The 24,510-nt window shown below is 72.4% G+C and carries 28 protein-coding genes; 12 read left to right on the top strand and 16 right to left on the bottom strand.

Annotated elements, in window-relative coordinates; genetic code table 11:
• Nucleotides 1-22 precede the first annotated feature (22 nt).
• A complete protein-coding gene (locus ACH01S_RS23720; protein WP_067895412.1) occupies nucleotides 23-859 on the top strand; it encodes a methyltransferase domain-containing protein in 837 nt (278 codons plus the stop codon).
• Nucleotides 860-888: 29 nt separating this feature from the next.
• Here the strand turns inward: ACH01S_RS23720 and ACH01S_RS23715 are convergent, their stop codons facing one another.
• Genes ACH01S_RS23715 through ACH01S_RS23705 form a run of 3 tightly spaced genes read right to left on the bottom strand, consistent with a single transcriptional unit; the run spans nucleotide 889 to nucleotide 3,642 of the window.
• Nucleotides 889-1,500, bottom strand: a complete 612-nt coding sequence (locus ACH01S_RS23715; RefSeq protein WP_067895408.1) for a GNAT family N-acetyltransferase — start codon at nucleotides 1,498-1,500, stop codon at nucleotides 889-891.
• Between the two features lie 53 nt (nucleotides 1,501-1,553).
• A complete protein-coding gene (locus tag ACH01S_RS23710; protein WP_067895405.1) occupies nucleotides 1,554-2,408 on the bottom strand; it encodes a phosphotransferase family protein in 855 nt (284 codons plus the stop codon).
• A 40-nt stretch (nucleotides 2,409-2,448) separates the two neighbouring features.
• Nucleotides 2,449-3,642, bottom strand: coding sequence for an MBL fold metallo-hydrolase (locus tag ACH01S_RS23705; protein ID WP_067895402.1), 1,194 nt, complete (start codon nucleotides 3,640-3,642; stop codon nucleotides 2,449-2,451).
• 306 nt (nucleotides 3,643-3,948) lie between these two features.
• Between ACH01S_RS23705 and ACH01S_RS23700 the strand changes: the two genes are divergently transcribed.
• From ACH01S_RS23700 to phtC, 7 genes are read left to right on the top strand one after another with little or no spacing between them, the layout of a single operon-like run.
• Nucleotides 3,949-5,307, top strand: coding sequence for an aromatic ring-hydroxylating oxygenase subunit alpha (locus tag ACH01S_RS23700; RefSeq protein WP_246236473.1), 1,359 nt, complete (start codon nucleotides 3,949-3,951; stop codon nucleotides 5,305-5,307).
• Entirely contained in the window at nucleotides 5,304-5,891 is a 588-nt protein-coding gene (locus tag ACH01S_RS43755) for a 3-phenylpropionate/cinnamic acid dioxygenase subunit beta (protein WP_067895395.1), read from the top strand. Before ACH01S_RS23700 ends, ACH01S_RS43755 begins: the two co-directional genes overlap by 4 nt.
• Nucleotides 5,888-6,208 carry a hypothetical protein gene (locus tag ACH01S_RS23690; protein ID WP_067895390.1) on the top strand — a complete coding sequence of 107 codons (321 nt, stop codon included), beginning with the start codon at nucleotides 5,888-5,890 and terminating at the stop codon, nucleotides 6,206-6,208. Before ACH01S_RS43755 ends, ACH01S_RS23690 begins: the two co-directional genes overlap by 4 nt.
• Nucleotides 6,205-6,990, top strand: coding sequence for a 3-(cis-5,6-dihydroxycyclohexa-1,3-dien-1-yl)propanoate dehydrogenase (hcaB, locus tag ACH01S_RS23685; RefSeq protein WP_067895387.1), 786 nt, complete (start codon nucleotides 6,205-6,207; stop codon nucleotides 6,988-6,990). Before ACH01S_RS23690 ends, hcaB begins: the two co-directional genes overlap by 4 nt.
• A gap of 36 nt (nucleotides 6,991-7,026) precedes the next feature.
• Nucleotides 7,027-7,224: a ferredoxin gene (locus ACH01S_RS23680; protein WP_067895383.1), complete on the top strand. Its 198-nt coding sequence runs from the start codon at nucleotides 7,027-7,029 to the stop codon at nucleotides 7,222-7,224.
• 5 nt (nucleotides 7,225-7,229) lie between these two features.
• Entirely contained in the window at nucleotides 7,230-8,465 is a 1,236-nt protein-coding gene (locus ACH01S_RS23675) for an NAD(P)/FAD-dependent oxidoreductase (RefSeq protein WP_067895379.1), read from the top strand.
• The gene (gene phtC / locus ACH01S_RS23670) at nucleotides 8,462-9,187 is read left to right on the top strand and encodes a 3,4-dihydroxyphthalate decarboxylase (RefSeq protein WP_067895375.1); all 726 of its coding nucleotides are present in this window, start codon (nucleotides 8,462-8,464) and stop codon (nucleotides 9,185-9,187) included. The genes ACH01S_RS23675 and phtC overlap by 4 nt, the downstream gene beginning before the upstream one ends.
• Here phtC and ACH01S_RS23665 read toward each other — a convergent pair.
• The 12 genes from ACH01S_RS23665 to ACH01S_RS23610 all read right to left on the bottom strand — a co-directional run bounded on the left by ACH01S_RS23665 (nucleotide 9,171) and on the right by ACH01S_RS23610 (nucleotide 19,564).
• Entirely contained in the window at nucleotides 9,171-9,920 is a 750-nt protein-coding gene (locus tag ACH01S_RS23665) for a cupin domain-containing protein (protein ID WP_148344128.1), read from the bottom strand. The two genes, phtC and ACH01S_RS23665, sit on opposite strands and share 17 nt — an antisense overlap.
• Before the next feature lie 52 nt (nucleotides 9,921-9,972).
• Nucleotides 9,973-11,106 (bottom strand): alpha/beta hydrolase family protein, encoded by a 1,134-nt coding sequence (locus ACH01S_RS23660; RefSeq protein ID WP_218010364.1) that lies wholly within the window; start codon nucleotides 11,104-11,106, stop codon nucleotides 9,973-9,975.
• A 31-nt stretch (nucleotides 11,107-11,137) separates the two neighbouring features.
• Nucleotides 11,138-11,902, bottom strand: a complete 765-nt coding sequence (locus ACH01S_RS23655) for an SDR family NAD(P)-dependent oxidoreductase (protein WP_067895366.1) — start codon at nucleotides 11,900-11,902, stop codon at nucleotides 11,138-11,140.
• Between the two features lie 36 nt (nucleotides 11,903-11,938).
• On the bottom strand, nucleotides 11,939-12,694 hold the full coding sequence (locus ACH01S_RS23650) for an ABC transporter ATP-binding protein (protein WP_246236474.1): 756 nt from the start codon (nucleotides 12,692-12,694) through the stop codon (nucleotides 11,939-11,941).
• Nucleotides 12,684-13,436 (bottom strand): ABC transporter ATP-binding protein, encoded by a 753-nt coding sequence (locus ACH01S_RS23645; protein ID WP_218010363.1) that lies wholly within the window; start codon nucleotides 13,434-13,436, stop codon nucleotides 12,684-12,686. Before ACH01S_RS23645 ends, ACH01S_RS23650 begins: the two co-directional genes overlap by 11 nt.
• Nucleotides 13,429-14,289 (bottom strand): branched-chain amino acid ABC transporter permease, encoded by an 861-nt coding sequence (locus tag ACH01S_RS23640; RefSeq protein ID WP_067895362.1) that lies wholly within the window; start codon nucleotides 14,287-14,289, stop codon nucleotides 13,429-13,431. Before ACH01S_RS23640 ends, ACH01S_RS23645 begins: the two co-directional genes overlap by 8 nt.
• Complete coding sequence (locus ACH01S_RS23635) at nucleotides 14,289-15,167, bottom strand: branched-chain amino acid ABC transporter permease (RefSeq protein WP_067895357.1); 879 nt, start codon at nucleotides 15,165-15,167, stop codon at nucleotides 14,289-14,291. Before ACH01S_RS23635 ends, ACH01S_RS23640 begins: the two co-directional genes overlap by 1 nt.
• 4 nt (nucleotides 15,168-15,171) lie before the next feature.
• Complete coding sequence (locus tag ACH01S_RS23630) at nucleotides 15,172-16,356, bottom strand: ABC transporter substrate-binding protein (protein WP_067895353.1); 1,185 nt, start codon at nucleotides 16,354-16,356, stop codon at nucleotides 15,172-15,174.
• A gap of 242 nt (nucleotides 16,357-16,598) precedes the next feature.
• Entirely contained in the window at nucleotides 16,599-17,387 is a 789-nt protein-coding gene (locus tag ACH01S_RS23625) for an SDR family NAD(P)-dependent oxidoreductase (protein WP_067895350.1), read from the bottom strand.
• Complete coding sequence (locus tag ACH01S_RS44555) at nucleotides 17,384-17,911, bottom strand: UGSC family (seleno)protein (RefSeq protein WP_067895347.1); 528 nt, start codon at nucleotides 17,909-17,911, stop codon at nucleotides 17,384-17,386. The genes ACH01S_RS23625 and ACH01S_RS44555 overlap by 4 nt, the downstream gene beginning before the upstream one ends.
• 73 nt (nucleotides 17,912-17,984) lie before the next feature.
• Nucleotides 17,985-19,055, bottom strand: a complete 1,071-nt coding sequence (locus ACH01S_RS23615; RefSeq protein WP_067895344.1) for a hypothetical protein — start codon at nucleotides 19,053-19,055, stop codon at nucleotides 17,985-17,987.
• Complete coding sequence (locus tag ACH01S_RS23610) at nucleotides 19,052-19,564, bottom strand: VOC family protein (RefSeq protein WP_067895341.1); 513 nt, start codon at nucleotides 19,562-19,564, stop codon at nucleotides 19,052-19,054. Before ACH01S_RS23610 ends, ACH01S_RS23615 begins: the two co-directional genes overlap by 4 nt.
• A gap of 102 nt (nucleotides 19,565-19,666) precedes the next feature.
• Between ACH01S_RS23610 and ACH01S_RS23605 the strand changes: the two genes are divergently transcribed.
• The 4 genes from ACH01S_RS23605 (at nucleotide 19,667) to ACH01S_RS23590 (ending at nucleotide 23,760) form a co-directional block, all read left to right on the top strand.
• The gene (locus ACH01S_RS23605) at nucleotides 19,667-20,095 is read left to right on the top strand and encodes a DUF3237 domain-containing protein (RefSeq protein WP_067895338.1); all 429 of its coding nucleotides are present in this window, start codon (nucleotides 19,667-19,669) and stop codon (nucleotides 20,093-20,095) included.
• A 138-nt stretch (nucleotides 20,096-20,233) separates the two neighbouring features.
• Nucleotides 20,234-21,043 (top strand): IclR family transcriptional regulator, encoded by an 810-nt coding sequence (locus ACH01S_RS23600; protein ID WP_067895335.1) that lies wholly within the window; start codon nucleotides 20,234-20,236, stop codon nucleotides 21,041-21,043.
• Between the two features lie 18 nt (nucleotides 21,044-21,061).
• Nucleotides 21,062-22,072: an LLM class flavin-dependent oxidoreductase gene (locus tag ACH01S_RS23595; RefSeq protein ID WP_067895333.1), complete on the top strand. Its 1,011-nt coding sequence runs from the start codon at nucleotides 21,062-21,064 to the stop codon at nucleotides 22,070-22,072.
• A 68-nt stretch (nucleotides 22,073-22,140) separates the two neighbouring features.
• On the top strand, nucleotides 22,141-23,760 hold the full coding sequence (locus tag ACH01S_RS23590; RefSeq protein WP_067895330.1) for a hypothetical protein: 1,620 nt from the start codon (nucleotides 22,141-22,143) through the stop codon (nucleotides 23,758-23,760).
• Between the two features lie 13 nt (nucleotides 23,761-23,773).
• Here ACH01S_RS23590 and ACH01S_RS23585 read toward each other — a convergent pair whose 3' ends face one another.
• A complete protein-coding gene (locus ACH01S_RS23585) occupies nucleotides 23,774-24,241 on the bottom strand; it encodes a nuclear transport factor 2 family protein (RefSeq protein WP_067895327.1) in 468 nt (155 codons plus the stop codon).
• Between the last annotated feature and the right edge of the window lie 269 nt (nucleotides 24,242-24,510).

The following is a 24,510-nucleotide window of genomic DNA, read 5'->3' as shown; positions in this document are numbered from 1 at the left end:
TGCGGCGGGCAGGGTGGCGTCCATGGACACGACGACCTCACCCGCCCCTGCCCCCGGATACGTGCACGGATACTCCGGACGGGAGGCGCGGCGGCTCGGCGACCAGGCCGACGCGCTGGCCGCGCTGCTGCACGACGGCACGTCCTTCCCGGCGGGGAGCCGGGTGCTGGAGGTCGGGTGCGGGGTGGGCGCGCAGACGGTGCACCTCGTCTCCCGCTCCCCCGGCGCGCGGCTGACCGCCGTGGACGTGTCCGCCGCGTCGCTCGATCAGGCCCGCGCCCGCGTCGCCGAGACCCACCCGGGCGCGTCGGTGGACTTCGTCCGCGCCGACCTGCACGACCTTCCCTTCGCGTACGGGGCGTTCGACCACCTGTTCGTGTGCTTCGTCCTGGAGCACCTGCCCGACCCGCGCGCCGCGCTCGCCGGGCTGCGCCGCGTGCTGCGCCCCGGCGGGTCCATCACCGTGATCGAGGGCGACCACGGCTCGGTGTTCCTGCACCCCGACAGCGCCCACGCCCGCGCCGCGATCGGCCACCTGGTCGCGCTGCAGGCGGCGGCGGGCGGGGACGCCCTGGTCGGACGGCGGCTGCGGCCGCTGCTGACCGCCGCCGGATACGAAGGGGTGCGCGCCGCGCCGCGCACGGTGTACGCCGACGGGTCCCGTCCGGAGCTCGCGCGGGCCTTCACCCTGGACACCTTCACCGCGATGGTCGAGGCCGTCCGCGACGAGGCCGTCGCCGCGGGCCTGTCCACACCCGCCGACTTCGACCGCGGCGTCGCCGACCTCCGCCGCGCCGCCGCTGAGGACGGCACCTTCCACTACGCCTTCTTCAAGGCCACCGCCACGAACCCCGCCTGACCTCCGGCGGTCGGTTCATGGGGGTTGCGTCAGCGGGTCTCGTTCCACATGGTGCGGGTCATCTCGTATTCGACTTCGCCCTGGTCCGTGCCCGGGAGCGGGTCGTCGCCGAAATCGGGGTGGTACGTGCGCACGTAGCGCATGCCGATGGCGCGCATCACGCCGATGGATCCGGCGTTGACGGCCATGGTCTGGGCGATCACGCGGCTCTGGCCGACCGTGTCGAAGGCGTGCCGCAGCAGGACGCGGGACGCCTCGCTCGCGAGGCCCCGCCGCCAGTACCGGCGGACGAGGCGGTATCCGAGGTCTGAGACGGTGGGGTCGTCGGGCTGGTCGGGGCCGTGCGCGGGCGGCAGCATCATCAGCCCGACGAATTCGCCGTCCTCCTCGCGGTCCGGTGGCGACGCGCCCGGCTCGCCGCCGCCGGAGGCGAAGGCCGTCCAGAGGCCCAGGCCGTCCACCTTGCCCGCCAGCGCCATTCGCCTTTCGTGGGCGGCGACCACCTCGTCCCTGGTCGACGCCCGGCCGGCGAGATAGCGAAGCACCTCGGGATCGGAGTCGAGTCGGATCTCCAGGTCGAGGTGCCGGTCGGCCAGCGGGACCAGCAACAGGCGGTCGGTGCGCAGGATCGGTTGAGGCACCCGACAACCGTCGCACACCGATAACGACGAAGCGATTCGATTTCCCGCCGGATTCACCGGTAGTCGGCCAGGCCGTCCGCGAGTTCTTCCTCGTCGCCGTCGCGGAGCGCGTAAAGGGCCTGCTGCAACGCGAATGTGCCGCGGATCGCGGCGATGCGGGTATGGAGCCCGTGGTCTGGCCAGCCGCCCAAGGCGAGTACCCGCTCCAGCAACTCGGGGCCGTGACCGGCGCCGATGGCCGCGAGGTCTTCGGCCTGGTCTCCGATCGCGACATCGTCCCAGTCGAGCACTCCGGAAAGGCGCGGCAGCCCGTTCGTCCACTCCCAAAGGACGTTCTCGGCACCGAGGTCGCCATGCACCATTGCTCGGGCGCCCGGGGGAAAGCCGTCGAGTGCCGCGAGTTCCCGTTCGGCCCGCAGCCGCCCGCTGTCGGACATGAAGTGGTACAAGTCCGCGCGCACGTCCTGTGCGAACAGGCGCCACCGGTCTTCTTTTTCCCGAGGGAGAACCGTCCGTACTGTTTCGTCAGTGCCGGCGCGGGCTAGACCGGACAGCAGCGTGACGTATTGCTCCGCGACGGCGTCGAACACCTGGGATCGGTTGAGAGCGCCACTCTCCAGCGGTTCCCCGGGAATGCGGCTCAGTACGAGGAATGGTTCCTCATCGGCGCCGGACCGGAGCAGTGGCCCAGGTGTGCGGAAGCCGAGGTCGAGGCCCGCGAGTGCGTCCAGGGCGGCCGCCCGCTGGGGAAGGCGGGCGGCCGCCGCCTCGGTGCGCGGCAGGCACACGACGCGGTCCGCGCCGATGACCACGATGTGGAATTGCCCCTCGCGTACCGCCAGGCCGTCCGGTTCGTCGTCGGGCAGCAGACGGCTCAGCAGAGCGCGATGCGTCGCACGGATGCTCACGAGAGTGTCCCCGGTTCCTTCGGGGAGTAGCGGCCGCGTTCTATCGACCTGGGTGGGTGCCTACTCCCAGCTGCATGAGGTCCTGTCCGACGATGAGTTTGCCCGAGTAGCCGCGTTGCGCGGCGCGCCAGCGGTTCACGGGGTTGTTCATCGGGACGAGGTGGGTCAGGACGAGGTTGCGCGCCCTGGCCTTCTGGGCCACGTCCCGTCCCACCTGCTCGATGGTGGTGTGCGAGGCGAGCAGGTGCTGGCGTGCGGGTTCCCTGATCTCGGGCGGGAGGGTGGCCGCCAGTTCGTCGACGTACTTCGGGTCGATCACTTCGTGCACCAGGTAGTCGGCGCCCTGGGCGAGGTCGATCAGGTTCTCCGAGGGGGCGGTGTCGCCGGAGACGACGACCGACCCGTCCGGGGTGTCGAACCTGAACGCGAACGCCGGGGCGGTCGGACGGTGGTCGACGAGCGTCGCGGTCACCGTGACGTCGCCGTCCCGCCAGACGGGGATGCGGGTCCCGGCGGGGAGGCGCGGCGGGATTCCGGCCGCGTCCACGGTCCAGTACGGGGAGATGTCGATGTCGTGGGTCTCGAAGAGCTTGTTCGGGTCGGTCATGTTCGCGTCGCGGATGCGGTCCTCGAAGTCCGCGGCGTACGCCTGCCGGAGGTAGCCCGTCATGGCCGAGATCCCGGAGATCGGGCCGCCCGGGTTCACCGGTCCCGGCGCGGGGCGCTCGGGCGGGAACGTCCGGGGCGGGACCGGCCGGTCGCCCGGCCCGAAGACGCGGAACGGCTCGCCGGGGCGTCCCTGCCGCAGGTTGACGTGGGCGGTGGCGTACAGCGCCGGCCACTCGACCGTGTGGTCGGAGTGCATGTGCGTGAAGAAGATCCCGCGTACCCTGGCGCGTCCCGCCGGGCCGTCGAGCAGGCCGGAGCGGTAGAGCTGGACCGCCGCTCCATGGCCGAGGTCGACGACGTAGATGTCGTCCCCGTAGACGACGGCGGTGGAGATGCCCATCCGGTCGCCGCTGAGCACGATCGGTCCGCCGCCGGTGCCGAGGAGCACGAGGCGCGTCCGGTTCCGTGGCTTGGGAGGCGGCGCGGCCTCCGCGCTGGGCATGCCCGCCGCCATCGCGAGCCCGCCGCCGAGCAGGGCGGTCCCGATTCCGCCGAGCACGCCGCGCCGCGACGGCCCCGCCGCCGGCGCGCTCGCCGCGACGGCCTGGTTGAGAAGCTCGCACATGGGTTCTCCTTCTGGAGCGGCGCCGATCGCGGGAACGTACCGATCGTTCGGTACGAACGCGACCACCCTCATATGGCCGTCCGGCGAGCGTCCACGGATTTCCGCAGTGCAGAAGGACGCCGGTCCCGGCTCCCGGAGCGCCTCCTCGGCGGGCCTGACCCTGGTTGACAGCCCCATTGGGGCGCTGTTCTACTATCCAGAGTGTGACTCTGCACTACAGAGAAACTTGGGCGGGACGTTCGGGTGGGAGACGAGGGTCGTGGGGAGACGTCGCAGATGATCGACCAAGCGGGTGTCCTGGGTAGCGTGCGGCGGGGCATGGTCCCGGCGCACATCTACAACGATGAGCACGTCTTCGCCTTGGAGAAGGAACGCGTGTTCGGCAGGGCGTGGACGTTCGTCGCCCACGAGTCGGAGATCCCGAGCGCCGGGGACTACGTCGTCCGCCGCGTCCTGGACGACTCGTTCATCGTCGTCCGGGACGAGAAGGGCGAGATCCACGCGCACTTCAACATGTGCCTGCACCGGGGCATGCAGGTCTGCCGGGCCGAGATGGGCAACGCCTCGCATTTCCGCTGCCCCTACCACGGCTGGTCCTACCGGAATGACGGACGGATCGTCGGCCTGCCTTTCCACCAGGACGCCTACGGCGGCGAGGCGGGGTTCAAGCGCAAGAGCCAGCGGCTCCTGCGCGCCCCGAACATCGGCTCGCACAACGGCATGATCTTCATCAGCCTGGCCGACGACGCGCCGCCGCTGCGCGATTACCTGGGCGATTTCGCTTTCTATCTCGACTACTACACCAAGCAGAGTCCGAGCGGCATCGAGATGCGCGGCCCGCAGCGCTGGCGGGTGAAGGCGAACTGGAAGATCGGCGCGGAGAACTTCGCGGGCGACATGTACCACACGCCGCAGACCCACACGAGCGTGGTGGAGATCGGCCTTTTCCGGGAGCCGAAGGCGGAGAAGCGCCGGGACGGCGCCACGTACTGGGCCGGGAACGGCGGCGGCACGACGTACAAACTGCCGCCCGGCGACCTGGACGAACGGCTCCGCTACGTCGGCTATCCCGACGAAATGATCACGCGGATGAAGCGGGCATGGTCGCGGGAGCAGTGCGAGGTCATCGGCCGGGACGGCTTCATGATCTCGGCGGCCACGGTGTTCCCGAACCTGAGCTTCGTGCACAACTGGCCGCGAGTGGAGGACTCCGACGACGTCGTCCCGTTCATCTCCGTCCGGCAGTGGCAGCCGATCAGCCACGACGAGACCGAGATCCTCTCCTGGTTCGCCGTGGACGCCGAGGCTCCGGAAGAGTTCAAACGCCTTTCCTACAAGGCGTATCTGATGTGCTTCGGCAGCACGGGGATGTTCGAGCAGGACGACGTCGAGAACTGGGTCTCGCTGACCAACACGGCAGCCGGGTCGATGGCCCGGCGGCTCATGCTGAACAGCCGGATGGGCCTGCTGGAGGACGGCACGGAGGTCTCCCCCGCCCTTCCGCCGGAGCGGTTCAGCGGACCCGGCATCGCCCGCACGGGATACAGCGAGCACAACCAGCGGGAACTGCTCCTGCGCTGGGCGGACCACATGGAACGGCCGATGCCGAAGGCGGCCGGGGTCGAGGTCGGCGTGAACGGGCAGCGGGCGGAGGCCGGGAAGTGACCGGCGGCCAGGACACCCATTCGGCGCGGTCGATCCTCGGCGGCCACGCGCCACGCGAACGGCGCGTCGGCTCCACCCTGCCCTTCGGCGACGAACGGCACCTGCTCGCGCACCAATGGCTGGTCGACGAGGCGTACCTGCTGGACGAGCAGGCGTACACGCAATGGCTGGAACTGCTCACCGAGGACATCCACTACCTGATGCCCGTGAGGGTGACGACCGCCCTGGGAACGGGATTCGACACCGCGCCCGGCGCCGCGCATTTCGATGAGAACAAGTACTCCCTTTCGCGGCGCGTCGCCCGCTTCCTGACCGAGCACGCCTGGACGGAGGACCCGCCGTCCAGGCTGCGCCACCACGTCACCAACGTGCGCACGTTCGCGACCGGCGACGACGACCACCTCGTCGTCGACTCCGGGGTGCTGCTGTTCCGCAGCCGCGGCGACGTCCGCGAACCGGCCCTGGTCTCGGCCGGGCGCGAGGACCTCCTGCGCCGCGAGGCCGACGGCTGGCGGCTCGCGCGGCGCACCATCCTGGTGGACGAGTCGGTGATCCGCATGCAGAACCTTGCGATCTTCCTATGACGATCGGCTGGGAGGGCGAGCGGGAGGACGCCGACGGCGCCGCCCGCGCCGAGCGGGAGCGGCGACGGCTCCTGGAGCACGCTCAGGGCGAGCCGCTCGTCCTCGGCAACGAGTTCGCCGAGATCAGGATCACCAAGGTCGAGACGCGGAACGGCGCCCGGCTGCTGGTGGAGTCCCCGCGCTCGGGCCAGTGGATCGCGTTGTGCCCGCTGGAGCTGGAGGCGCTGACCTGGCAGCAGACCGCGACGTTCTCGGAGATGATCGGCCACCCCTTCGGCTCGCTCGTCCAGGACGACCCCGAAGCGGAGGACGAATGACCGGCTGGCTGGACGGGCGGCGGGCGCTCATCGTGGGCGCGGGGTCGGGCATCGGGCGCGCGGTGCTCGACGCGTTCCGCGCGGAGGGCGCGTCGGCCGCCGTCCTGGAGCGGGACGCGGCCAAGGCCGAGGCGATCGCCGAGGCGCTGCCGGGCGTGCCGGTCACGGTCGGCGACGCGACGACGCGGGCGGCGAACGACGAGGCCGTCGCGGCGGCGGTCGCCGCGTTCGGCGGCCTGGACGTCCTGGTCAACTGCGTCGGCGTCTTCGACTTCTACCGCGGCCTGGAAGAGCTGGACGCCGACGTGCTCGACGAGGCGTTCGCGGAGATGTTCTCCACCAACGTCAAGAGCCACCTGCACTCGGTGAAGGCGGCGCTGCCCGCGCTCCGCCGGTCGCGCGGCTCGATCGTGCTCACCGAGTCGACGTCCGCGTACTACCCGGGACGGGGCGGCGTGCTGTACGTGTCGTCCAAGTTCGCGGTGCGCGGGCTGGTGACGGCGCTGGCGCACGAGCTGGCGCCGGACGTCCGCGTCAACGGCGTCGCCCCCGGCGGCACCCTCAACACCGACCTGCGGGGGATCCCGAGCCTCGGGCAGCAGGCGCGGCGGCTCGACGACACCCCCGGCCGGGCGGCGGAGCTGGCCGCGCGCACCCCGCTGGGCGTCGCGCTGAGGGGCGAGGACCACGCGTGGAGCTACGTCTTCCTCGCCTCGTCCCGGTCCCGGGGGATCACCGGGGACGTCGTGCATCCGGACGGCGGAATGGCCGCCAAGTCCTGATGACGCCCAACGCAACAACGGATAGGAGTTGTCGCCATGCCCATCCTGCGGGCTGACAAGACCGCCTGCCAGGGCTACGCGAACTGCGTCGCGGGCGCCCCGGACGTCTACGACATCGACGACGACGGCGTCGTCGTCCTGCTGAAGGAGCGGATCCCCGAGGAGGACCGGCGGCGCGTCGAGGAGGCCGCCCGGAGCTGCCCGGTGTCGGCGCTCACCATCGAGGACGAGTGAGCCGCGTGAGCCGCACCGCCGTCGTGGTCGGCTCGTCGGTCGCGGGCGTCCGCACCGCCCAGGCGCTCGCGGCGGGCGGGTTCGACGGCCGCGTCCTCGTCGTCGGCGCCGAGGACACCGCGCCCTACGACAAGCCGCCGCTGTCGAAGCACTTCCTCACCGGCGCCTGGACGGCCGGGAAGCTGGCCCTCCTGAACGGCGGGCCCGCGGACGAGCGGGTCGAACTGCGCCTCGGAGCCGCCGCCGAACACCTCGACGTCGAGGACAAGCAGGTCAGGCTCAGCGACGGCACCCGCGTCCGCTACGACGTGTGCGTGATCGCGACCGGGGCGTCCGCCCGGCCGTCGCCGTGGGCGGCGCGCGACGGCGTCCACGTGCTGCGGACCCTCCGCGACGGCGCCGCGCTGCGCCGGGACCTGCTGCGCGGCGGCGACGTCGTCGTGGTGGGCGGCGGGTTCGTCGGCGCCGAGGTGGCCGCCGCCGCGCGCGGGCTCGCCCGCCGGGTCACGGTCGTCGATCCGCTCCGCGATCCGATGGCGCGGGTCGTCGGCCCGACGATCGGGCCGCTGCTGAGCGGGATCCACGAGCGCCACGGCGTTCGAACTCGCTTCGGCACCGGAGTGGTCGCGATCGAGGGGACGAGCGGCGACCTCCGCGTTTTCCTTGACGACGGGACCGTCCTGCCCGCCGCGACCGTCGTGGTCGGCATCGGCGCCGTCCCCAACGACGGATGGCTGCGCTCGTCCGGACTGGACGTCGCGGACGGCGTGCTCTGCGACGAGTACTGCCGCGCGCAGGGGACGCGCGACGTGTACGCGGCCGGTGACGTGGCCCGCTGGCCGCACCCGCGGCACGGCGGCCACGTCCGGGTGGAGCACTGGACGAACGCCGTCGAGCAGGCGGCCTGCGTTGCCCGCAACATCGTCCGCCCCGACGAGCCGGTCCCCTACCGGCCGGTGGAGTACGTGTGGAGCGACCAGTACGACTGGAAGATCCAGATCGCCGGGAGCCCGGCGCGGGCGACCGGGCACACCGTGCTCGGCGACCCGACCGGCGACAGGCCGCGCGCCGCCGTCGCCTACACCGACGCCGCCGGACGCCTCGCCGCCGCCGTCACCCTCAACTGGCCGCGAGCGCTCGTCGCGTGCCGACGGCTCCTGGCCGCCGAGGCGGACTTCACCCGGGCCGTCGAGGAACTCGAACCGCTGGCCGACGCCCGTCCCACCGGAAGGCGATCATGACCGAACGACCCTTCGCCGAGCCGCGCCGCCAGATCGCGGACGCCTGCCGCGTGCTCGCCGCCCGCGGCCTGGCCGACGGGATCCTCGGCCACATCAGCCTGCGCACCGGCCCCGACCGGCTCCTCGTCCGCTGCCGCGGGCCGCACGAGCGCGGCCTCGCGCACACCACGCCCGCCGACATCCACCTGGTGGACCTGGACGGCGCGCCCGGGGCGGAAGGCGAACTCGACGGAGGCTGGACGCCGCCGAACGAACTGCCCCTCCACACCGAGGTGCTGCGACGGCGCCCGGACGTCCAGGCGGTCGTCCACGCGCACCCGCCCGCCGTGGTGGCCGCCGACCTGGCCGGGATCGCGATCCGGCCCATCGTCGGCGCGTTCGACATCCCCGGCGCCCGGCTCGCCGAGGCCGGGGTGCCCGTGTATCCGCGCGGCGTGCTGGTCCGCGACCGGCGGCTCGCCGGGGAGATGGCCGACGCGCTCGGCGACAAGGCCGTGGTGCTGCTGCGCGGGCACGGGATCACCAGCACCGGCGCGACGGTGCCGGAGGCCGTGCTCCGCGCGATCTCGGTCGACACCATCGCGCGGCTGTCGCTCACGGTCGCGAGCGCGGGCGGGACGCTACGCGACCTGCCGGACCGCGACCTCGCCGAACTCCCCGACCTGGGCGGCGCGTTCAACGAGGCCACGGCCTGGAGGCACGAGCTCAGCCGCCTTCGGTGAGCGCGTCGCGGAGGCCGTGGAAGACCGCGAGCACGTCCCGGCCGTCCAGCGTCTCCTCATGCCCGCCCGCCTTCAGCCGCACCCGCTCGCCGAGGTCGTGGACGACGAAGCCGCCGTCGAACTCGTTGTGCCCGAGGTGCATCTCGTAGGCGCACAGGGCCCGCACCCCGCGCATGAACGAGTCGCGCGGGGTGCGCAACGAGCCGCCGCCCGGCCAGGAGATCTCGACCTCCGTGTCGTGGATCTCGAAGGCGAAACCGCCGGCCCTCCGGCTCGTGTCCGGCGTGACGGGGTTCTTGCCGAGGTCGTCCCAGAACGGGTTGTGCGGCATCAGCTCCAGGGTGATGCGGCGCCTGCCGTCGCCGGAGTACGTCCGGTGGGCGACCTCCTTGGGCAGCCGCAGCAGGTCACCGGCCCTGCCCACGTAGTGGCCGTACCGCTGGTCGCCCTCGGTGTCCTTGAACTCGACGCGGACGCTGCCGTAGGCGATGTAGAGGTACTGCGCGCCGTCCAGGTTGGTGTTCCAGAACGGCAGGAAGTCCGCGGCGCCGGTGGACTCCCAGATCCGGACGGGCCCCATCGCGCCCAGCTCTGCGGGCACGTGCGTCGGACGGTCCGCCGCCCCGCCGAACGCGAGGACGTTGACCATGTCGAACAGCTCGTGCCTGCCCTCGATGTGCGACTCGCCGGGCTCGACCTTGAGATCGGCGAAATCCGGATGCAACTCAGTCATGCTCTCTCTCCTCGTGGGGGGACGACCCCCCACGCCCCCCGGTTCGCTTCGCTCATGCGCGTAGCCCCTTCGTCTCCATCCAGCCGACCAGCGTGTCGGCGACGTGCGCGATCAGGTCGGGCTGTCCTTGCAGGTAGTGGTTGCCGCCCTCCACCGGCACGAGCAGCCGGTCGTCATGCTGGATCGCGTCGTACATCGACCGGGCGTGGCTCGGGAAGCACACCTGGTCGGCGGTGCCGTACATGACGAGCGTCGGGACGTTCGTCCGCGCGATGTGGCGGGGGCCGTCGCAGTTGGAGTCGTCCACGCTCCACTGGCTGAGCCACGAGCGGAGGCTCGTGTGGTGGCCGAGCGTCGCGGGCAGCAGGTTGGACGTCACCGCCGGACCCCACAGCGTCCCGGGCGTGCGGTCGGACGGGTCGAGCGCGGTGTCCAGGAAGCGCGGGTCGGCGACCGTGCCGTGCACCAGGAACGGCAGGTCGCGCAGGCCGTCGTCGCGCTCGTCGAGCGCGGCGAGCCGCTCCCGCACCCACGCGGTGATCCGGCGGCTCCGGGCGAGCTGCGCGGCCCGGTACCGCTCGACGAACTCCGGGCTGTAGGGCGGGCCGTTGCGCGGATCGAACATGTCGAGTTCGGGGTCGCGCGTGAGCGGATCGTGCTCGTCCACGATCGCCGGGTCCAGCCATTCGGTGTAGACGATGGCGCGTCCCGGGTGGGCCATCAGCGACACGAGGCCGTCCACCGGCGGCAGCTCGGCCTTCGTCAGGTCCGGCGGGTCCCCGGCGGGCGTCGCGCGCACGGTCGGGGACTCGGCCTGGCTCTGGTAGAACGCGGTGAGCCCGCCGCCGCCGGAGTTCCCGATCAGCACGACCTTCTCGTAGCCGCGCCCGCGCAGGAACCCGATCGCCGCGCCGACGTCCAGCACGCAGTTCTCCATGATGAGCGCGCTGTCGTTGCCGATGTAGCGGGTGTTCAGGCCGACGGCGTCCACGCCGCGCTCGGCCAGCGGGCCCAGCAGGTAGTGGCCGAGGAAGTTCGAGCTGGGGTGCACCACGACCACGGCCGTCCGGGACGGCTCCGCCGCGCGGTGCAGCGACCCCCACACCTTCCCGGCCATCCGGGCCACCCCGGAGTAGATGTCGATGCCGGCGCCCGCCGCCATCGGGATCCCGAGCAGCTCGATCACCGCTCACGCACCTTTCGTCTCGTGTGGGCCGTCATGCGATGAGGCGGCCGCCGTCGACCGCGATCGTCTGGCCGGTCATGAAGCGGGACTCGTCCCCGGCCAGGTAGAGGACGGCCTCCGCGATGTCCTTCGGCTCGCCCGCGTGCCCGAGGACGAGCTTGTCGGTGAGGAAGTCGAGCCGGTCCCGGTCGCGGAAGACCGGGTCGGTGGCGGGCGTCCTGATCAGCCCGGGGGCCACCGCGTTGCAGCGGATGCCGTCCTTGCCGTAGTCGAACGCGACCGACCTGGTCAGCGCGATGACGCCGCCCTTGGCCGCCATGTAGGCGGCGAAGCTCGGGGTGGCGACCAGACCGGCCGTCGACGCGGTGTTGACGATCACGCCGCCGCCCGCCGCGACCATGCGCGGGATGGCGTACTTGCAGCCGAGGAAGACGCTCTTCAACGTGGTGTCGATCGTCCGGTCCCACTCCGGCAGGGTCGTGTCGGCGACCGTGCGGCCGAGCGGCGCCCAGTAGGCGTTGTTGTGCAGGACGTGCGGCCCGCCGTACGCCTCGGCGGCGCCGTCCACCATGGCCCGGACGGCGTCCGGGTCCGACACGTCGGTCCGGCAGGCGCGGGCGGCGCCGCCGTCCGCCGTGATCGCCTCGACGGTCCGCCGCGCGCCCTCCGCGTCGATGTCGGCGACGGTCACGAGCGCGCCCTCGCGCGCGAACCGGACGGCCGTCTCCCGGCCGATGCCGGACGCGGCCCCGGTGACGATGACGGACCTCTCCTCGAAACGGCGGCGAGACGGCACGGGCTCTCCCTTTCCTTCGGCGGTTCGGCTATTCGGCTATTCGGCGGAGCCGAGGTAGCCGCGGAGCAGCGACGGGTCCTCCGCCAGCTCGGCGGCGGGGCCGGACGCGGTGACGCGCCCGGCGGTGAGGACGTAGCCGCGGTCGGCCACGGCGAGGCCCTGGGCGACGTTCTGCTCCACCAGCAGCACGGTCTGGCCGTCGGCGGCGAGCGCGCGGATCATCGCGAACACCTCGCGGACGAGCAGCGGCGACAGGCCGAGGGACGGCTCGTCCAGCAGGAGGAGCTTCGGCTTCGCCATCAGCGCCCGGCCGATCACGAGCATCTGCTGCTCGCCGCCGGAGAGGGTGCCCGCCTTCTGCGCGCGGCGGTCCTTCAGGCGGGGGAAGCGGTCGAAGACCTCGTCCAGCGACGCCCGGACCTCCGCGCGGTCGCGGCGGGTGAACGCGCCGACCCGGAGGTTCTCCTCCACGGTCAGCCGGGGCAGGGCGCGCCGCCCCTCCGGCACGTGCGCCATGCCCGCGCGGACCAGCAGGTCGCTGCGCAGGCCGGTGACGTCCCGCCCGGCGAGGACGACGCTGCCGGACCACGGCCGGATCATCCCGGAGACGGCGCGCAGCACCGTGCTCTTGCCCGCGCCGTTCGGCCCGAGCACCGCGACCAGCTCGCCGCGCCGCACCTCGACGCTCACGTCCGCGACCCCGGTGACGCGGCCGTACCCGGCGCGCAGCCCGGTGATCTTCAGCAGCTCTTCCGGTTCAGGTGCCTGTTCAGGTGCCTGTTCAAGTGCCAAGGTAGGCCGTCCTTACCTCATCGCTGGCGAGGACCTGTCCGGGCGGTCCGTCGGTCAGCCTGCGGCCGAAGTTGAGCACGGTGACGTGGTCGCAGATGTTCGAGATGACGTCCATGTCGTGCTCGACCACGACGACGGTCAGCCCCTCGTCCCGCAGCTCCCGGATCCGCGGGACGAGGGACCGCCGGTCCTCGGCGGTCATGCCGCTCGCGGGCTCGTCGAGCAGCAGGACCTTCGGCCGGGCGGCGAGCGCACGCGCCATTTCGAGTTGCTTCTGCAGGCCGTAGGGCAGTTCCGCGGCCCGGCGGCCCCGGTAGGCGGCCAGCCCGAACAGCTCCAGGGACCGTTCGGCCTCGGCGCGCAGCCGCCGGTCCGCGCCGGTCCGCAGCGGCCACAGCGACCGCGCCCCGGTGACGGCCCGGCTGTGCTGCCCGAGCAGCACGTTGTCGAGGACGGTCAGCCCGCCGAACAGCCGGATGTTCTGGAACGTCCGGACGATCCCGAGCGGCACCCGCCGCTGCGGGGTGAGGCGGGTGACGTCCCGGCCGCCGAGCACCACCCGTCCCTCGTCCGGCGGGACGTAGCCGGAGACGACGTTGAGCAGGGTCGTTTTGCCCGCCCCGTTCGGGCCGACGACGCCGTGCACCGATCCCTCGGCCACCTCCAGGTCGACCGCGCCGAGCGCCTCGACGCCCTGGAAGTGCTTGGTCACCGCGGACACCCGCAGCAGCGGCTCAGCCAACGGACTCACGCTCCCGTCGCGGGACGAGCCGCGGCAACCGGACGCCGCCCGCGCCGCCGCGCCCGATCAGCCCCTGCGGGCGCACGATCATCAGCGCCACGAACAGCAGGCCGTAGACGATCTCGTACCACTCGTTCAGCCAGTCGAAGTAGATCGGCAGCAGGCTCAGCGCGATGGCCCCGATCGCCGCGCCCCAGAAGTACTCGACCCCGCCGAGCACGCAGTAGAGGATGATCAGCAGCGCCTGGTGCGGGCCGAACAGCTCCGGGGTGATGACCATGAGCTGGTGCGCGGACAGCGCCCCGGCGACGCCCGTCACCGCCGCGGACGTGGCGAACGCGCCGACCGCGATGCGCGTGATGCGCAGCCCGGACGCCATCGCGGCCCGCTCGTCCTCCCGGATCGCCCTGTGCGCGAGGCCGAGCCGGGACCGGCTCAGCAGCACGAGGTAGCCGACCGCGAGCAGCACGCAGCCGAGCACGAGCGGCACCGTCGTGCCGGTCATGCCGAGCATGCCGCTGGCGCCGCCGACGTAGTCCCACTGCGAGATCAGCAGGTTGACCAGCTGGGAGAAGACGAACGTGATGATGGCGAGGTAGAGCAGCGAGAGCCGCAGCGCCATCCAGCCGATCAGCGCGCCCGCGACGGCCGCCGTGACGCCCGCCGCGACCATGGCGAGCGGGAGCGGCCAGGAGAAGTTCACGGTCAGGATCGACGCGGTGTAGGCGCCGATCGCCATGAAGGCCGTGTGACCGAACGAGTACTTGCCGGTCGAGACCGCGATCCAGTAGCCGAGGGCCAGCAGGACGTTGATGCCGACGGTGAGGATGACCGCCTCGTTGAAGCTGGACATCAGACCCTCTCCAACACGCCGGCGTTGCGTCCGAACAGCCCCTGCGGCCGCACCAGCAGCACGATGCCGACGAGGACGAACACGATCAGGTCGCGGAGCGTCGCCGACAGGTAGGCGACGGTCAGCGTCTGGATCAGCCCGATGAGCAGGGCCGCGAGCACGCCGCCCGAGACGCTGCCGAGCCCGCCCACCACGATGATCATCAGTGCGGTGAGCGTGGTGGTGAACCCGTCGAACGGGCTGACCGAGTGGTAGGCGAGCCCGGTCAGCAGGCCCGCCGCCCCGGCGAGGACGCCGGACAGCGCGAACGTCAGCAGGATGACCCGCTGCACCGGGACGCCGAGCAGGCCCGCGGCGGTCGCGTCGTCGGACACGGCGCGGATCGCCGTCCCCCACGGCGTGCGTTCGAGGAACACGTACAGCCCGGCCGTCAGCAGCGTGGCGAGCAGCAGGATCACGAGCTGCGCGCCGGACACGGTGAAGGCGCCGAGGTCGAGCCGGACGCCGGACAGCACGTCCGGGACCGAGCGCTGGTGGCTGCCGAACGCCTTGGTGACGGCGGCGGTCAGCACCAGCCCGCAGCCGAGGCTGCTGAGGATCGACGCCGTCGGGAAGTCCGCGGACACGAACCGGAACGACAGGTAGTACACCGCCACCGCCACGCCCCCGCCGATCGCGGTGGCGGCGGCGAAGCTCACCAGGAAGGGCGCCGGCGTCTCGGTCATGATGAGCGCGCCGAGGACGGCGCTCAGCATCGCCGTCTCGCCGAGGGCGAAGTTGAGCCGGTCCATCGCGCCGACGACGAGGTTGAAGCCCAGGGCGACCAGGCAGAAGGTCGCCCCGAGCAACAGACCGTTGAACAGCTGCTGTGCGAGCATGCGGTCAGCCGGCGCTCTTGTCGATCACGAACTTGCCGTCCTTGACGACCGCCTGGAGCTGCGGCCGCTGCGCGATGCCCTCCTTGAACGTGCTGGCGTCGGCCATGCCCTGGTAGTTCTGCATGGCGTTGAGGCTCTCCTGGATCGAGACCCGGCCCTTCTCGACGTCACCGGCCTTCACGCCCTTCTCCTCGATCGCCTTGGCGATCATGTGGACGGCGTCGAAGGCATAGGCGAAGTTGAGCGGGATGTCGGCCTGGCCGGTGGCCGTCTGCGCCGCCTCCAGCAGCGGCTTCGCCGCGGGCGTCTCGCTGTGCGGGTCGTACTGGGCGGCGGCGAGCGTGCCCTCGGTGGCCTTCCCGCCCGCCGCGACGTAGGCGGCGCCGCCGGACTGGAGCGAGCCGGTGCCGAGCAGCGTGAAGTCCTGGCGCTGGCTGCGCGCCTCCCGCGCGATGCGGCCCGCGTCGTCCGGACCGGCGGCGAGGGCCAGCACGTCCGGCTTCGCGGCGGCGACCGACGTGATCTGCGAGGCGAAGCTGGAGTCGCCGCTCTTGAACGTCACGGCCTTGACGATCTCGACGCCGTTGCTGCCGAAGACGTTGCGGAACAGGTCGGCCTGGGCCTTCGTGGTGGCGTTGGCCTCGTCGCTGATGATCGCGGCGCGCTTCAGCTTCTTACTCTGAATGATCTTGGTGAGCACGGGGGTGCTGTTGTCGGCGTCCGGCTGGGCGATCGTGAAGCCGTACGGGCGGGCGTTCTGCAGGACGCCGGGACGCGCCGCCCCCGGGCTCACGATCGGCACCTTGAGCTTGTTGGCCGCCGTGCAGGCGACCTCGCAGCCCGCGCTGTCCACCGGGCCGACGATCGCGAGGACCTTCTGCTTCGCGGCCAGCTCGGGGATGAGCGTCGCGGTGGCGGTCGGCTTGTTCTGGCTGTCGACCTTGACGAGCTCCAGCTTGGCGCCGCCGACGCCGCCCGCGTCGTTCAGCAGCTTCACGGCGTACTCGGCGCCCGCCACCATCGTCTTCGCGTTGCTGGCGAACGGCCCGGCGGAGCTGGTGACGAGGCCGATCTTCAGTGTCTTGGACCCGCCGCCGGAGTCGGAGCCCTCGCCGCCGCAGGCCGCCAGGGCCAGCGCGGCGACGGTCAGCCCGACCGCGACGCGACCGGCGGTGCCGGTTGTGATCATCGTGGGATCCCTTCATCTGGCGAGCGTGCGAAGCGCCTGCTGAGCACGGTCTCGGCGGCCAGGTTCTCTTTTCTCCAGAATTGGTTTCTGGAGAATAGCGAGTGCGGGTGCGTCCGTAAAGCCCTTCGCGGGGCCTTCCTGACGGATATTCGCGCTGGTCGGACCACATGTGGACGGCACGCGGGCGTGCCGGGGCCGCGGCGCGTGCGGACGCCGCTGGAACGGGGCGGGCCGGGCCGCCGTCAGCCGTGCGCCCAGCCGCCGTCGACGTTCACGACCTGCCCGGTGATGAAGTCCGAGGCCGGGGAGCACAGGAACTCCACGGCGCCGCAGAGGTCGTCCGGGACGCCGACCACCGGCAGGCACTGCTCCGTCTTCATGCGCTCCCGCAGCGCCGTCGCCGCCCGCGGGGTGTGCACCGTCTTCCTCGTCTCCACCGGGATGTAGCCGGGCGCGATGGCGTTCACGCGGATCCCGTCCGGGCCCAGCTCGCGCGCGAGCGCCCGGGTCAGGCCGACCACCCCGGCCTTGGCCGCGACGTAGGGCGCGAGCCCGACCGGCAGGCCCTTCGACACCATGGTCGAGCTGACGTTCACGATCTTGCCGTGCCCGGCGGCGCGCATGTGCGGGACGACCGCCCGCGCGCACAGCCACTGCCCGGTCAGGTTCACGTCGAGGACCCGCGTCCACTCGGCGCGGTCGAACGAGTCGAACGGCGCGGCCGGCAGCAGCGCGCCCCCGGCGTTGTTGACCAGGGCGTCGACGCGTCCCCAGCGCTCGACCACCGCGCCGACGAACGCGGCGACCTGGTCCTCGTCGGTGACGTCGGCCTCGTGCGCGCTCACCCGGTCCGCGCCGACGTCGGCGGCGATGTCGGCGGCGGCGGCGTGCGCGGCGGCGCCCGCGACGTCCACGACGGCGACGCGGTTCCCCGCCCGCGCCAGCCGGGCCGCGTAGGCCCGGCCGAGCCCCTGTCCGCCGCCGGTGACGATCGCCACCCGCTCCGCCGCCGCCCGCTCGGCCGCCGTCACCGGTCCGCCCGCCCGCGGATCTGGCCGAGCGCGACCTCGGCCCGCGCGGCGAGCAGGTCGTCGGTCAGCGAGCCGAGCGGATGGTCGATGACGGTCAGCGGCAGTTCGGGGACGCCCGCCGCCCGCGCCGCGATCCGCGCCGTGGTGACCATCTCCGTGGTGCACACGACGTAGGCCGGGACGCCCCGGCGTTCGAGCGCGATCGCGTCCCGCACCGTGCACGAGCAGCACCCGGCGCAGTCGCCCACTCCCGTCACCACCACGTCGCACTGCGCGGCGAGGTCGTCGAGCGTCTCCTCGGACGCGACCCGTCCGATGCTGGGCTTGCGCTCCCAGGCCGCGTCGAGGGCGCCGTCCTCGCGCAGCCGCGCGGCGAGCAGGCGGAGGAAGCGGTCGCTGTTCGGCTTGCCGTTGTCGAGGTACCCGACCGCGAGCCCGGACAGCGTCACCGGACGCGGCAGCGCCCCGACCGTCTCGCGCGGGACGTCGGCGGTCGGATCAAGGACGACGAGTCCTCCGGTCATGACGCCCTGCCTTTCTGGGGGACGACCCCCAGGCCCCCGCGGCGGGGACGCCATGATCCTCGCTTCGCTCCGGTCATGACGTCTCCCTCGGCGGTATCTGGCACCTCTCCGCCTCCTCAGGGGAGAGCGGCTCGGTGACGGGCTCGGACTCGTGGCCGCCGACCCAGTACGGGACGACCGCCGAGTAGCCGTAGGCGTCGCCCCCGGCGACGGTGATCAGGATGTCCTCGGGACGGCGGACGACGGTGCGCTCCTCGTCGTCGCTCGGGGCGGCGGCGTCCGGGAGGCGGCCCGCGCGGCGGAGCGCTCCAACGCTGCGCCTGGCCAGCCGGAACAGCTCCTCGCGCACGTCCGCCTTCGTCATCCCGGCGCGCTGGACGATCTCGGCGTGCCGGGGGCCGATCACGACGACGAAGCTCCCGCCGGTGTAGTGGCACGGCAGCATCGCGTCCGCGATCGTGGCGAGGATCGGGCCCGGCTCGCCCGCCCAGTCGTTGCGCGCGTTGACCGGCGCCTCACCGGCGAACACCGTCACCGCGCTCCGGTCGGCGGGCACGCCCCGGTCGGCGTGCAGCGGCGGCCACCCGGCGGCGTGCGGGAAGGTCGTGCTCTCGCCGACGCAGTAGGCGTACTTGCCCGGATGCCCGAAGGTGGACTTGTCCAGGACGCCCGGCACGCCCCCGCACAGGTTCTGCAGGATGAGCCGGACGGCCCGGCCGATCGTGGCGTTCGCGTGGTGGCCCGGCCCGAACAGGCTGAACGACGTGTTGACGTTCAGCCGGTCCACCACCGGCCCGCTGATGATCAGGAGCGGCGCGGTGGCGCCGCTGACCGTCGTGCTGTGCAGGTTGAACGGCTCGCGGGTGAGGGCGCGGACGGTCGCGACCAGCACCGACATGTACTCCTCGCGGCACCCCGCCGCGACCGCGTTGACCGCGATCTTCTCCAGGGTGAGCGCGGCGCCCTGCTCGGGCAGCCGTCCGATCACCTGGCCGGCCGGGATGCCGGACGCCGCGACGAACCGCTCGACGCGCTCCGGCGTGGGCGGGATGACGGGCAGCCCGTCGCCCCAGCCGTTCCGCGTGAACAGGTCCTGCGCCGCGTCCTCGTCGGCCACCGCGTGCCGGGTGGACGCGAGCGTCATGCGCGGGCCGGGCCGTGCTCGTCCTGCCAGGCGCGCACCGCCTTCTCCGCCGCCGCCGCGTCGTCGTCGTTCAGCGGACGGTTCTGGTACGTCAGCTCCAGGCGCACGCCGTTGGGGTCGAAGAAGTAGATGGACGACCAGATGCCCTCGTGATCGACCACGCCCTTGACCTCGACACCCGCCTCGACCAGCCGGTCACGGGCGGCCCCCACCTCCTCCAGGCTGTCCAGCGAGAGCGCGATGTGCGGCGCCCAGCGCGGCAGCGGGGAGTCGTTGTGGTCGGCGTCGAGCCCCTCGATCTCGAAGAACGCGATGCAGGAGCCGTCGCCCATCTCGAAGAACGTGTGCAGGAAGGTCGTCGGCTCGCCGGTGCTGCCCACGCTGTCGTCCATGGCGTAGCCGACCAGCCGGAGGCCGAGCAGCTCGGTGTAGAAGCGCTTGGTCGCCGCGGTGTCACGGGTCACGTACGCGACGTGGTTGAGGCCCCGAGGTCGGTCGAATCCAGTCATGGCTGGCCTCTCTGATCAGCGAGGGTGTCGGTTGATTTCTTCAATGCAGAATGCTTTTCTGGTCATCGGATGTCAACCCCCGAGTCGGCCGAAGGAGCGCGCGTGGGCATCGAGCTGGACCCGCTGGGCACGCTGACCATCACGATCGAGCGGCACACGAAGCTGCCGTCCACCCCCGCGGGCGGGCGCCTCATCGGCGAGGCCGCCGACTGCCGGTGGGAGGGGGACCGGGTCCGGGCGAGCCAGCTCGGACGCAGCGCCAGCGACTGGGTACGCGTCCACGCCGACAACTCGGTCAGCGTGGACGCCCGGATCCTGCTGCGCACCGACGACGGAGCCGTCATCGCCATGACCTACCGGGGGAAGGCCGACAAGCCGCCCGCGGACGGCGGCGTCATCTTCACCGCGCCCACCTTCGAGACCGACGACGAGCGGTACGGGTGGCTGAACAGGGTGCAGGCGGTCGGCCTCGGACGCCGGACCGGCAGCACGCTCGTCTACGAGATGTACGCGCTGACCGCCGGAACCTGACCCCCGTGCGCGCGGGGGCCGCGCGGTCGGCGCGGCTCTCCGCGCCGCCGGTGTCGGAGCGATAATGGAGAGTCCCGATCGGGACGTCGCCAGACGCGCTCACGACCGCGTTCCAAGACAACCGCCAGAAAGGCACCAATGCCCGATCACCCCGCCGGTCCGGACGCGGAGCCGCCCGCCGAGCCGGAGCACTCCGCGCCCCCGCAGTACCCGATCGAGTCGGTCGACAACGCCCTCCGGCTGCTCTGGCTGATCGGCGAGCGCGGCTCCCTCCGGCTGACCGACGCCGGGGACTACCTCGGCGTCGCCTCGTCCACCGCGCACCGGCTCCTCGCGATGCTCCAGTACCGCGGTTTCGTCCGGCAGAACCGGCAGTCCCGGATGTACGAGCCGGGGCCGTCCCTCGACAAGATCGCCTTCTCCCTGCTCGGCCGCCTCGACGTGCGCGAACGCGCCCGCCCGGTGCTGGAGCGGCTCAACGCCGAGCTGCAGGAGACCGTCCACCTCGGGACCCTCGAAGGGCAGATGGTCCGCTTCATCGACTCGATCGAGAGCCCGCGCGCCGTCCGCGTCGGGTCCCGCCTCGGCCGGTCGATGCTCGCGCACTGCACCTCGACCGGGAAGGCCATGCTGGCCCAACTGCCGGACGCCGACCTCATGGACCTGTACCCCGAGCCCAAGCTCGAACAGATGACGGGCGCGTCGATCGACTCCCGCGACGCCCTCCTGGACGCGCTGAAGGACGTGCGCCGCAAGGGCTACGCGACCAGCAAGGAGGAGAGCGAGGAGGGCGTGATGTCGGTGGCGATGGCCCTGCCCCGCTCCAACCACTCCCCGCTGGCGCTGAACATCTCCGTTCCCGCGAGCCGTATGAACGTCCCCACCCGCCGCAAGATCGTCGCCGCCCTCGCGGACGCGGTGCGGGAGATCGACGAACTGATCATCTAGACCGGGAAAGGCGGCCGCATGAGCCTCGGCCTGTCCATCGCGTCGAACAGCGCCCTGCCGCACGCGGAGCTCGGCGAACTGGCCCGGGCGGCCGAGGACGCCGGATACGACGCCGTGTTCGTCGCCGAGGTGAACGGCGACGCCCTGGCGCTGTGCCAGCCGATGATCGCGGCGACCCGGTCGGTGGCCGTGGGCACCGCGATCGCCAACGCGGCGCTGCGCCCGCCCGTGCTCACCGCGAGGACCGCCGTCCACCTGGACGACATGTCCGGCGGCCGGTTCCGGCTCGGCCTCGGCCTCGCGAACGCGGCCAGGAACGCCCAACTGGGCCTGCCGCCGCTGCCGCCGCTCCAGATGATCGAGGAGTACGTGGCGGTGCTGCGCGCGGCGCTCACCGGCGCGCCGGGCTTCGACGGCGCCGTCTTCCGAACCGGGCGGGTGCTGTTCGACCGTCCGCCGCACCGCTCCGACCTGCCCGTCCACCTCGCCGCGCTCGGGCCGCGCATGCTGCGGCTGGCGGGCCGCGTGGCCGACGGCGTGATCCTCAACCTCATGTCGCCGGACCGGGCCGCCGAGGCGGTGGCCGTCGTCCGCGAGTCCGCCGTGGCGGCGGGACGCGACCCGGCGGACGTCGAGATCTCGTGCGTCGTCCACACCTGCCTGTCCGACGACGCGGAGGTCGCGGCGCGGGGGGCGCGGGCCGTCGTCCCGCGCTACGCGCTGCACCCCGCCGCGCCGAGCCTGTTCGGGGACCCGATGGACGCCGTCCGGGAGCGGATCCGCGCGGGCGACTTCGAGGGGGCGGCCCGGCACGTCCCGCAGCACGTCGCGGACTCGTTCGTGGCCCACGGCGACCCGGCCGCGTGCCGCGCCCGCGTCGAGGAGTACCGCAAGGCCGGGGTCGACATGCCCGTCCTGTACCCGATCCCGGTCGACGGGGCGTGGCGGTACGCGGACGTGATCAGCCGCCTGGCTCCGGCCGCGGACCTCCCGCCAGTTACCTCTGAGCGATCAGTGACCGATTCGTAATCTAAGATATGTGATCTTGGAGGCGGGGCGCCGCGTCCTCCTGGGTGAGCAGCCCGAGGAGGCATTCCGTGCATCGCCGTTTCCGCTCTCTGATCTCCGCCGCCGTCCTGGCGGCGCCCGTCGTCGTGGTCGCCGCGCCCGCCGCGCACGCGGCCCCCTACGTGTTCGTGCATTCGACATTGGACCGCGACGATCCCGCGCACCCCGTGACCGTCACGGTGGACGTCAAGGGCGAGGGCGTCGCGCGGGTTCGCGCGTGGCTCGCCGACTCGCGGTTCGGGGAGAGCTGGGCGACGCTCGGAGACCTCCGGCTGATCAGCGGGACCGCGCAGGACGGCACCTGGCAGGGCTCCCTCCCGGTCTCCGTCGAGGAGCACCCGGGCGGGCACTGGGCCATCGCCTACGTGGAGGACGCGAAGGGCGACCTGCTCGGCCAGAACGCCAACACCTTCCAGGCGTGCTACGGAGCGGTCTACTCCGGCGTCACCGCGACGCCCTCGGTGCTCGACGCCGACCACCGGACGGTGACGGCGTCCGGCGGCATCTCCTACCGGACGTCCAAGGGCGCCGCGCTCCAGCCCGCGGCCGGGCTGTCGGTGAACCTCCTCGGGACGCCGGGGACCGCCGAGACCGGCGCCGACGGGCGGTTCACCGTGCGGGGCGACGCCTTCGTCCGGCCCGAGCTCTCCAACGCCGCGAAGGGCGTGGTGTGCCAGGGCCGGTCGGCGCTCCCGGTCACCGTCAACCAGACCGCCACGGCGATCTCGGCGCGGGTCAGCGCGCCGAACCCGGTCCCGGCGGGCAGCACGGTCACCGTCCGGGGAGCGCTGACGCGCGCCGGGACCGGCGGGCCGGTCACCCTCGGGCCGGGTGAGGACGTCGAGGCGTGGATCATCCCGTTCGACGGCGGCGACACGCGGTACCTCGGGAAGGTCGAGACGCTCGGCGCGGGCGGGTCGTTCGAGTTCACCTTCACCGCGTCCCCGGGCGAGCTGCTCGTCCAGTACGCGCCCAACTCGACCGGGCTGTTCACCCGGAGCGAGGTCCGGCAGCCGCTGGAGGTCGGGACCGCGCGGGCCGTCACCGCGTTCAGCGGGGCGAACGCCGGGCCGGAGCCCGTCGCGCTCAACGGGACGGTCACGACGTCGGGACGGCTGCTGGCGAACGGCGCGGCCGTGAAGGGCGCCACCGTGGACGTCGAGTTCTCCGCGAACGGCACGTCCGGGTGGACGCGCGTCGGCCGGGGGACGACCGGTTCGACCGGGGCGTTCTCGGTCGGCGCGCCCGCCGCGCGCGACGGGTACTGGCGGGTCCGCTACGCGGGGTCGGCCGCGTACCGCCCGGTGGTCAGCGGGACCGACTTCGTCGACACGCGGTACGCGACCTCCATCACCTCCTTCAACGCCGCGCCGGAGCCCGTCCGCAAGGGCAGGGCGCTCACGGTGCAGGGCAAGCTGAGCCGGAACGTCGGCGGGTGGAAGCCCGGGTCGGGCGCGACGGTGAAGATCTACTTCCAGCGGGCCGGGACGTCGTCGTGGACGCTCGCCGGGACCACCCGCAGCGCCTCCACCGGCGTGTTCCGCAAGTCGTTCACCGCCAAGCAGGACGGCACCTGGCGCGCCGTCTACGCGGGCAGCGCCACCTACATGCCCGTCACCGGCGCCGGGGACTACGTGGACGTCCGCTGACCCACGCCCGAACTCACCGGAGGGGAATCTCGTGGCCCGGGCCGCGCTCGTCGTCCGAGCGCGGCCCGAACCAGCGGCGGTCGGACTCGGCGATCCGCACGTCGTTGATGCTTGCCTCGCGGCGGCTCATGAGCCCGCTCTCGGTGAACTGCCACAATTCATTGCCGTAACTGCGCCACCACTGGCCGTCCGCGTCGTGCCATTCGTACTGGAACCGGACGGCCATGCGGTTTCCGCGGAAACCCCACAGGCTCTTGCGCAGCACGTAGTCCTGTTCGCGTTCCCATTTCGCCGTCAGGAATTGCACGATCTCGTCCCGGCCCGTGATGAAGGTGTCGCGGTTCCGCCAAACGGAGTCGGGCGTGTAGGCGAGGCTGACCCGGTGCGGGTCGCGCGTGTTCCACGCGTCCTCGGCGGCCTGCACCTTCCGCGGTGCCGACTCCTCGTCGAACGGCGGGAACGGCGGACGTGACTCGCTCATGGCGGACCCTTCCGATGGCGACTCTAACGGGTTAGTTGTTCTTCATCCGTTAGAACGGTAGGTCCGTGGCTCGTCCGCTGTCAAACGGATAAAGCGGGAAGTATCCGTTAGAAGACCGTAGACTGGCGGGATGCCCACCTCGCAGCCCCCGCTGATGGGACAGGCGCTGCCGGTCGAACTGATGAACACCGTCTTCGCCGACCGGCACGGCGTCCACGACGCGCTGACCGGCGTGGACGGCGCCCGCCGCTGGCTCGCCGCGGTGGCCC

The sequence above is a fragment of the Actinomadura chibensis NBRC 106107 genome (assembly GCF_001552135.1).
Classification (GTDB): Bacteria; Actinomycetota; Actinomycetes; order Streptosporangiales; family Streptosporangiaceae; genus Spirillospora; species Spirillospora chibensis.
This window is presented reverse-complemented; position numbering and strand designations above follow the sequence as displayed.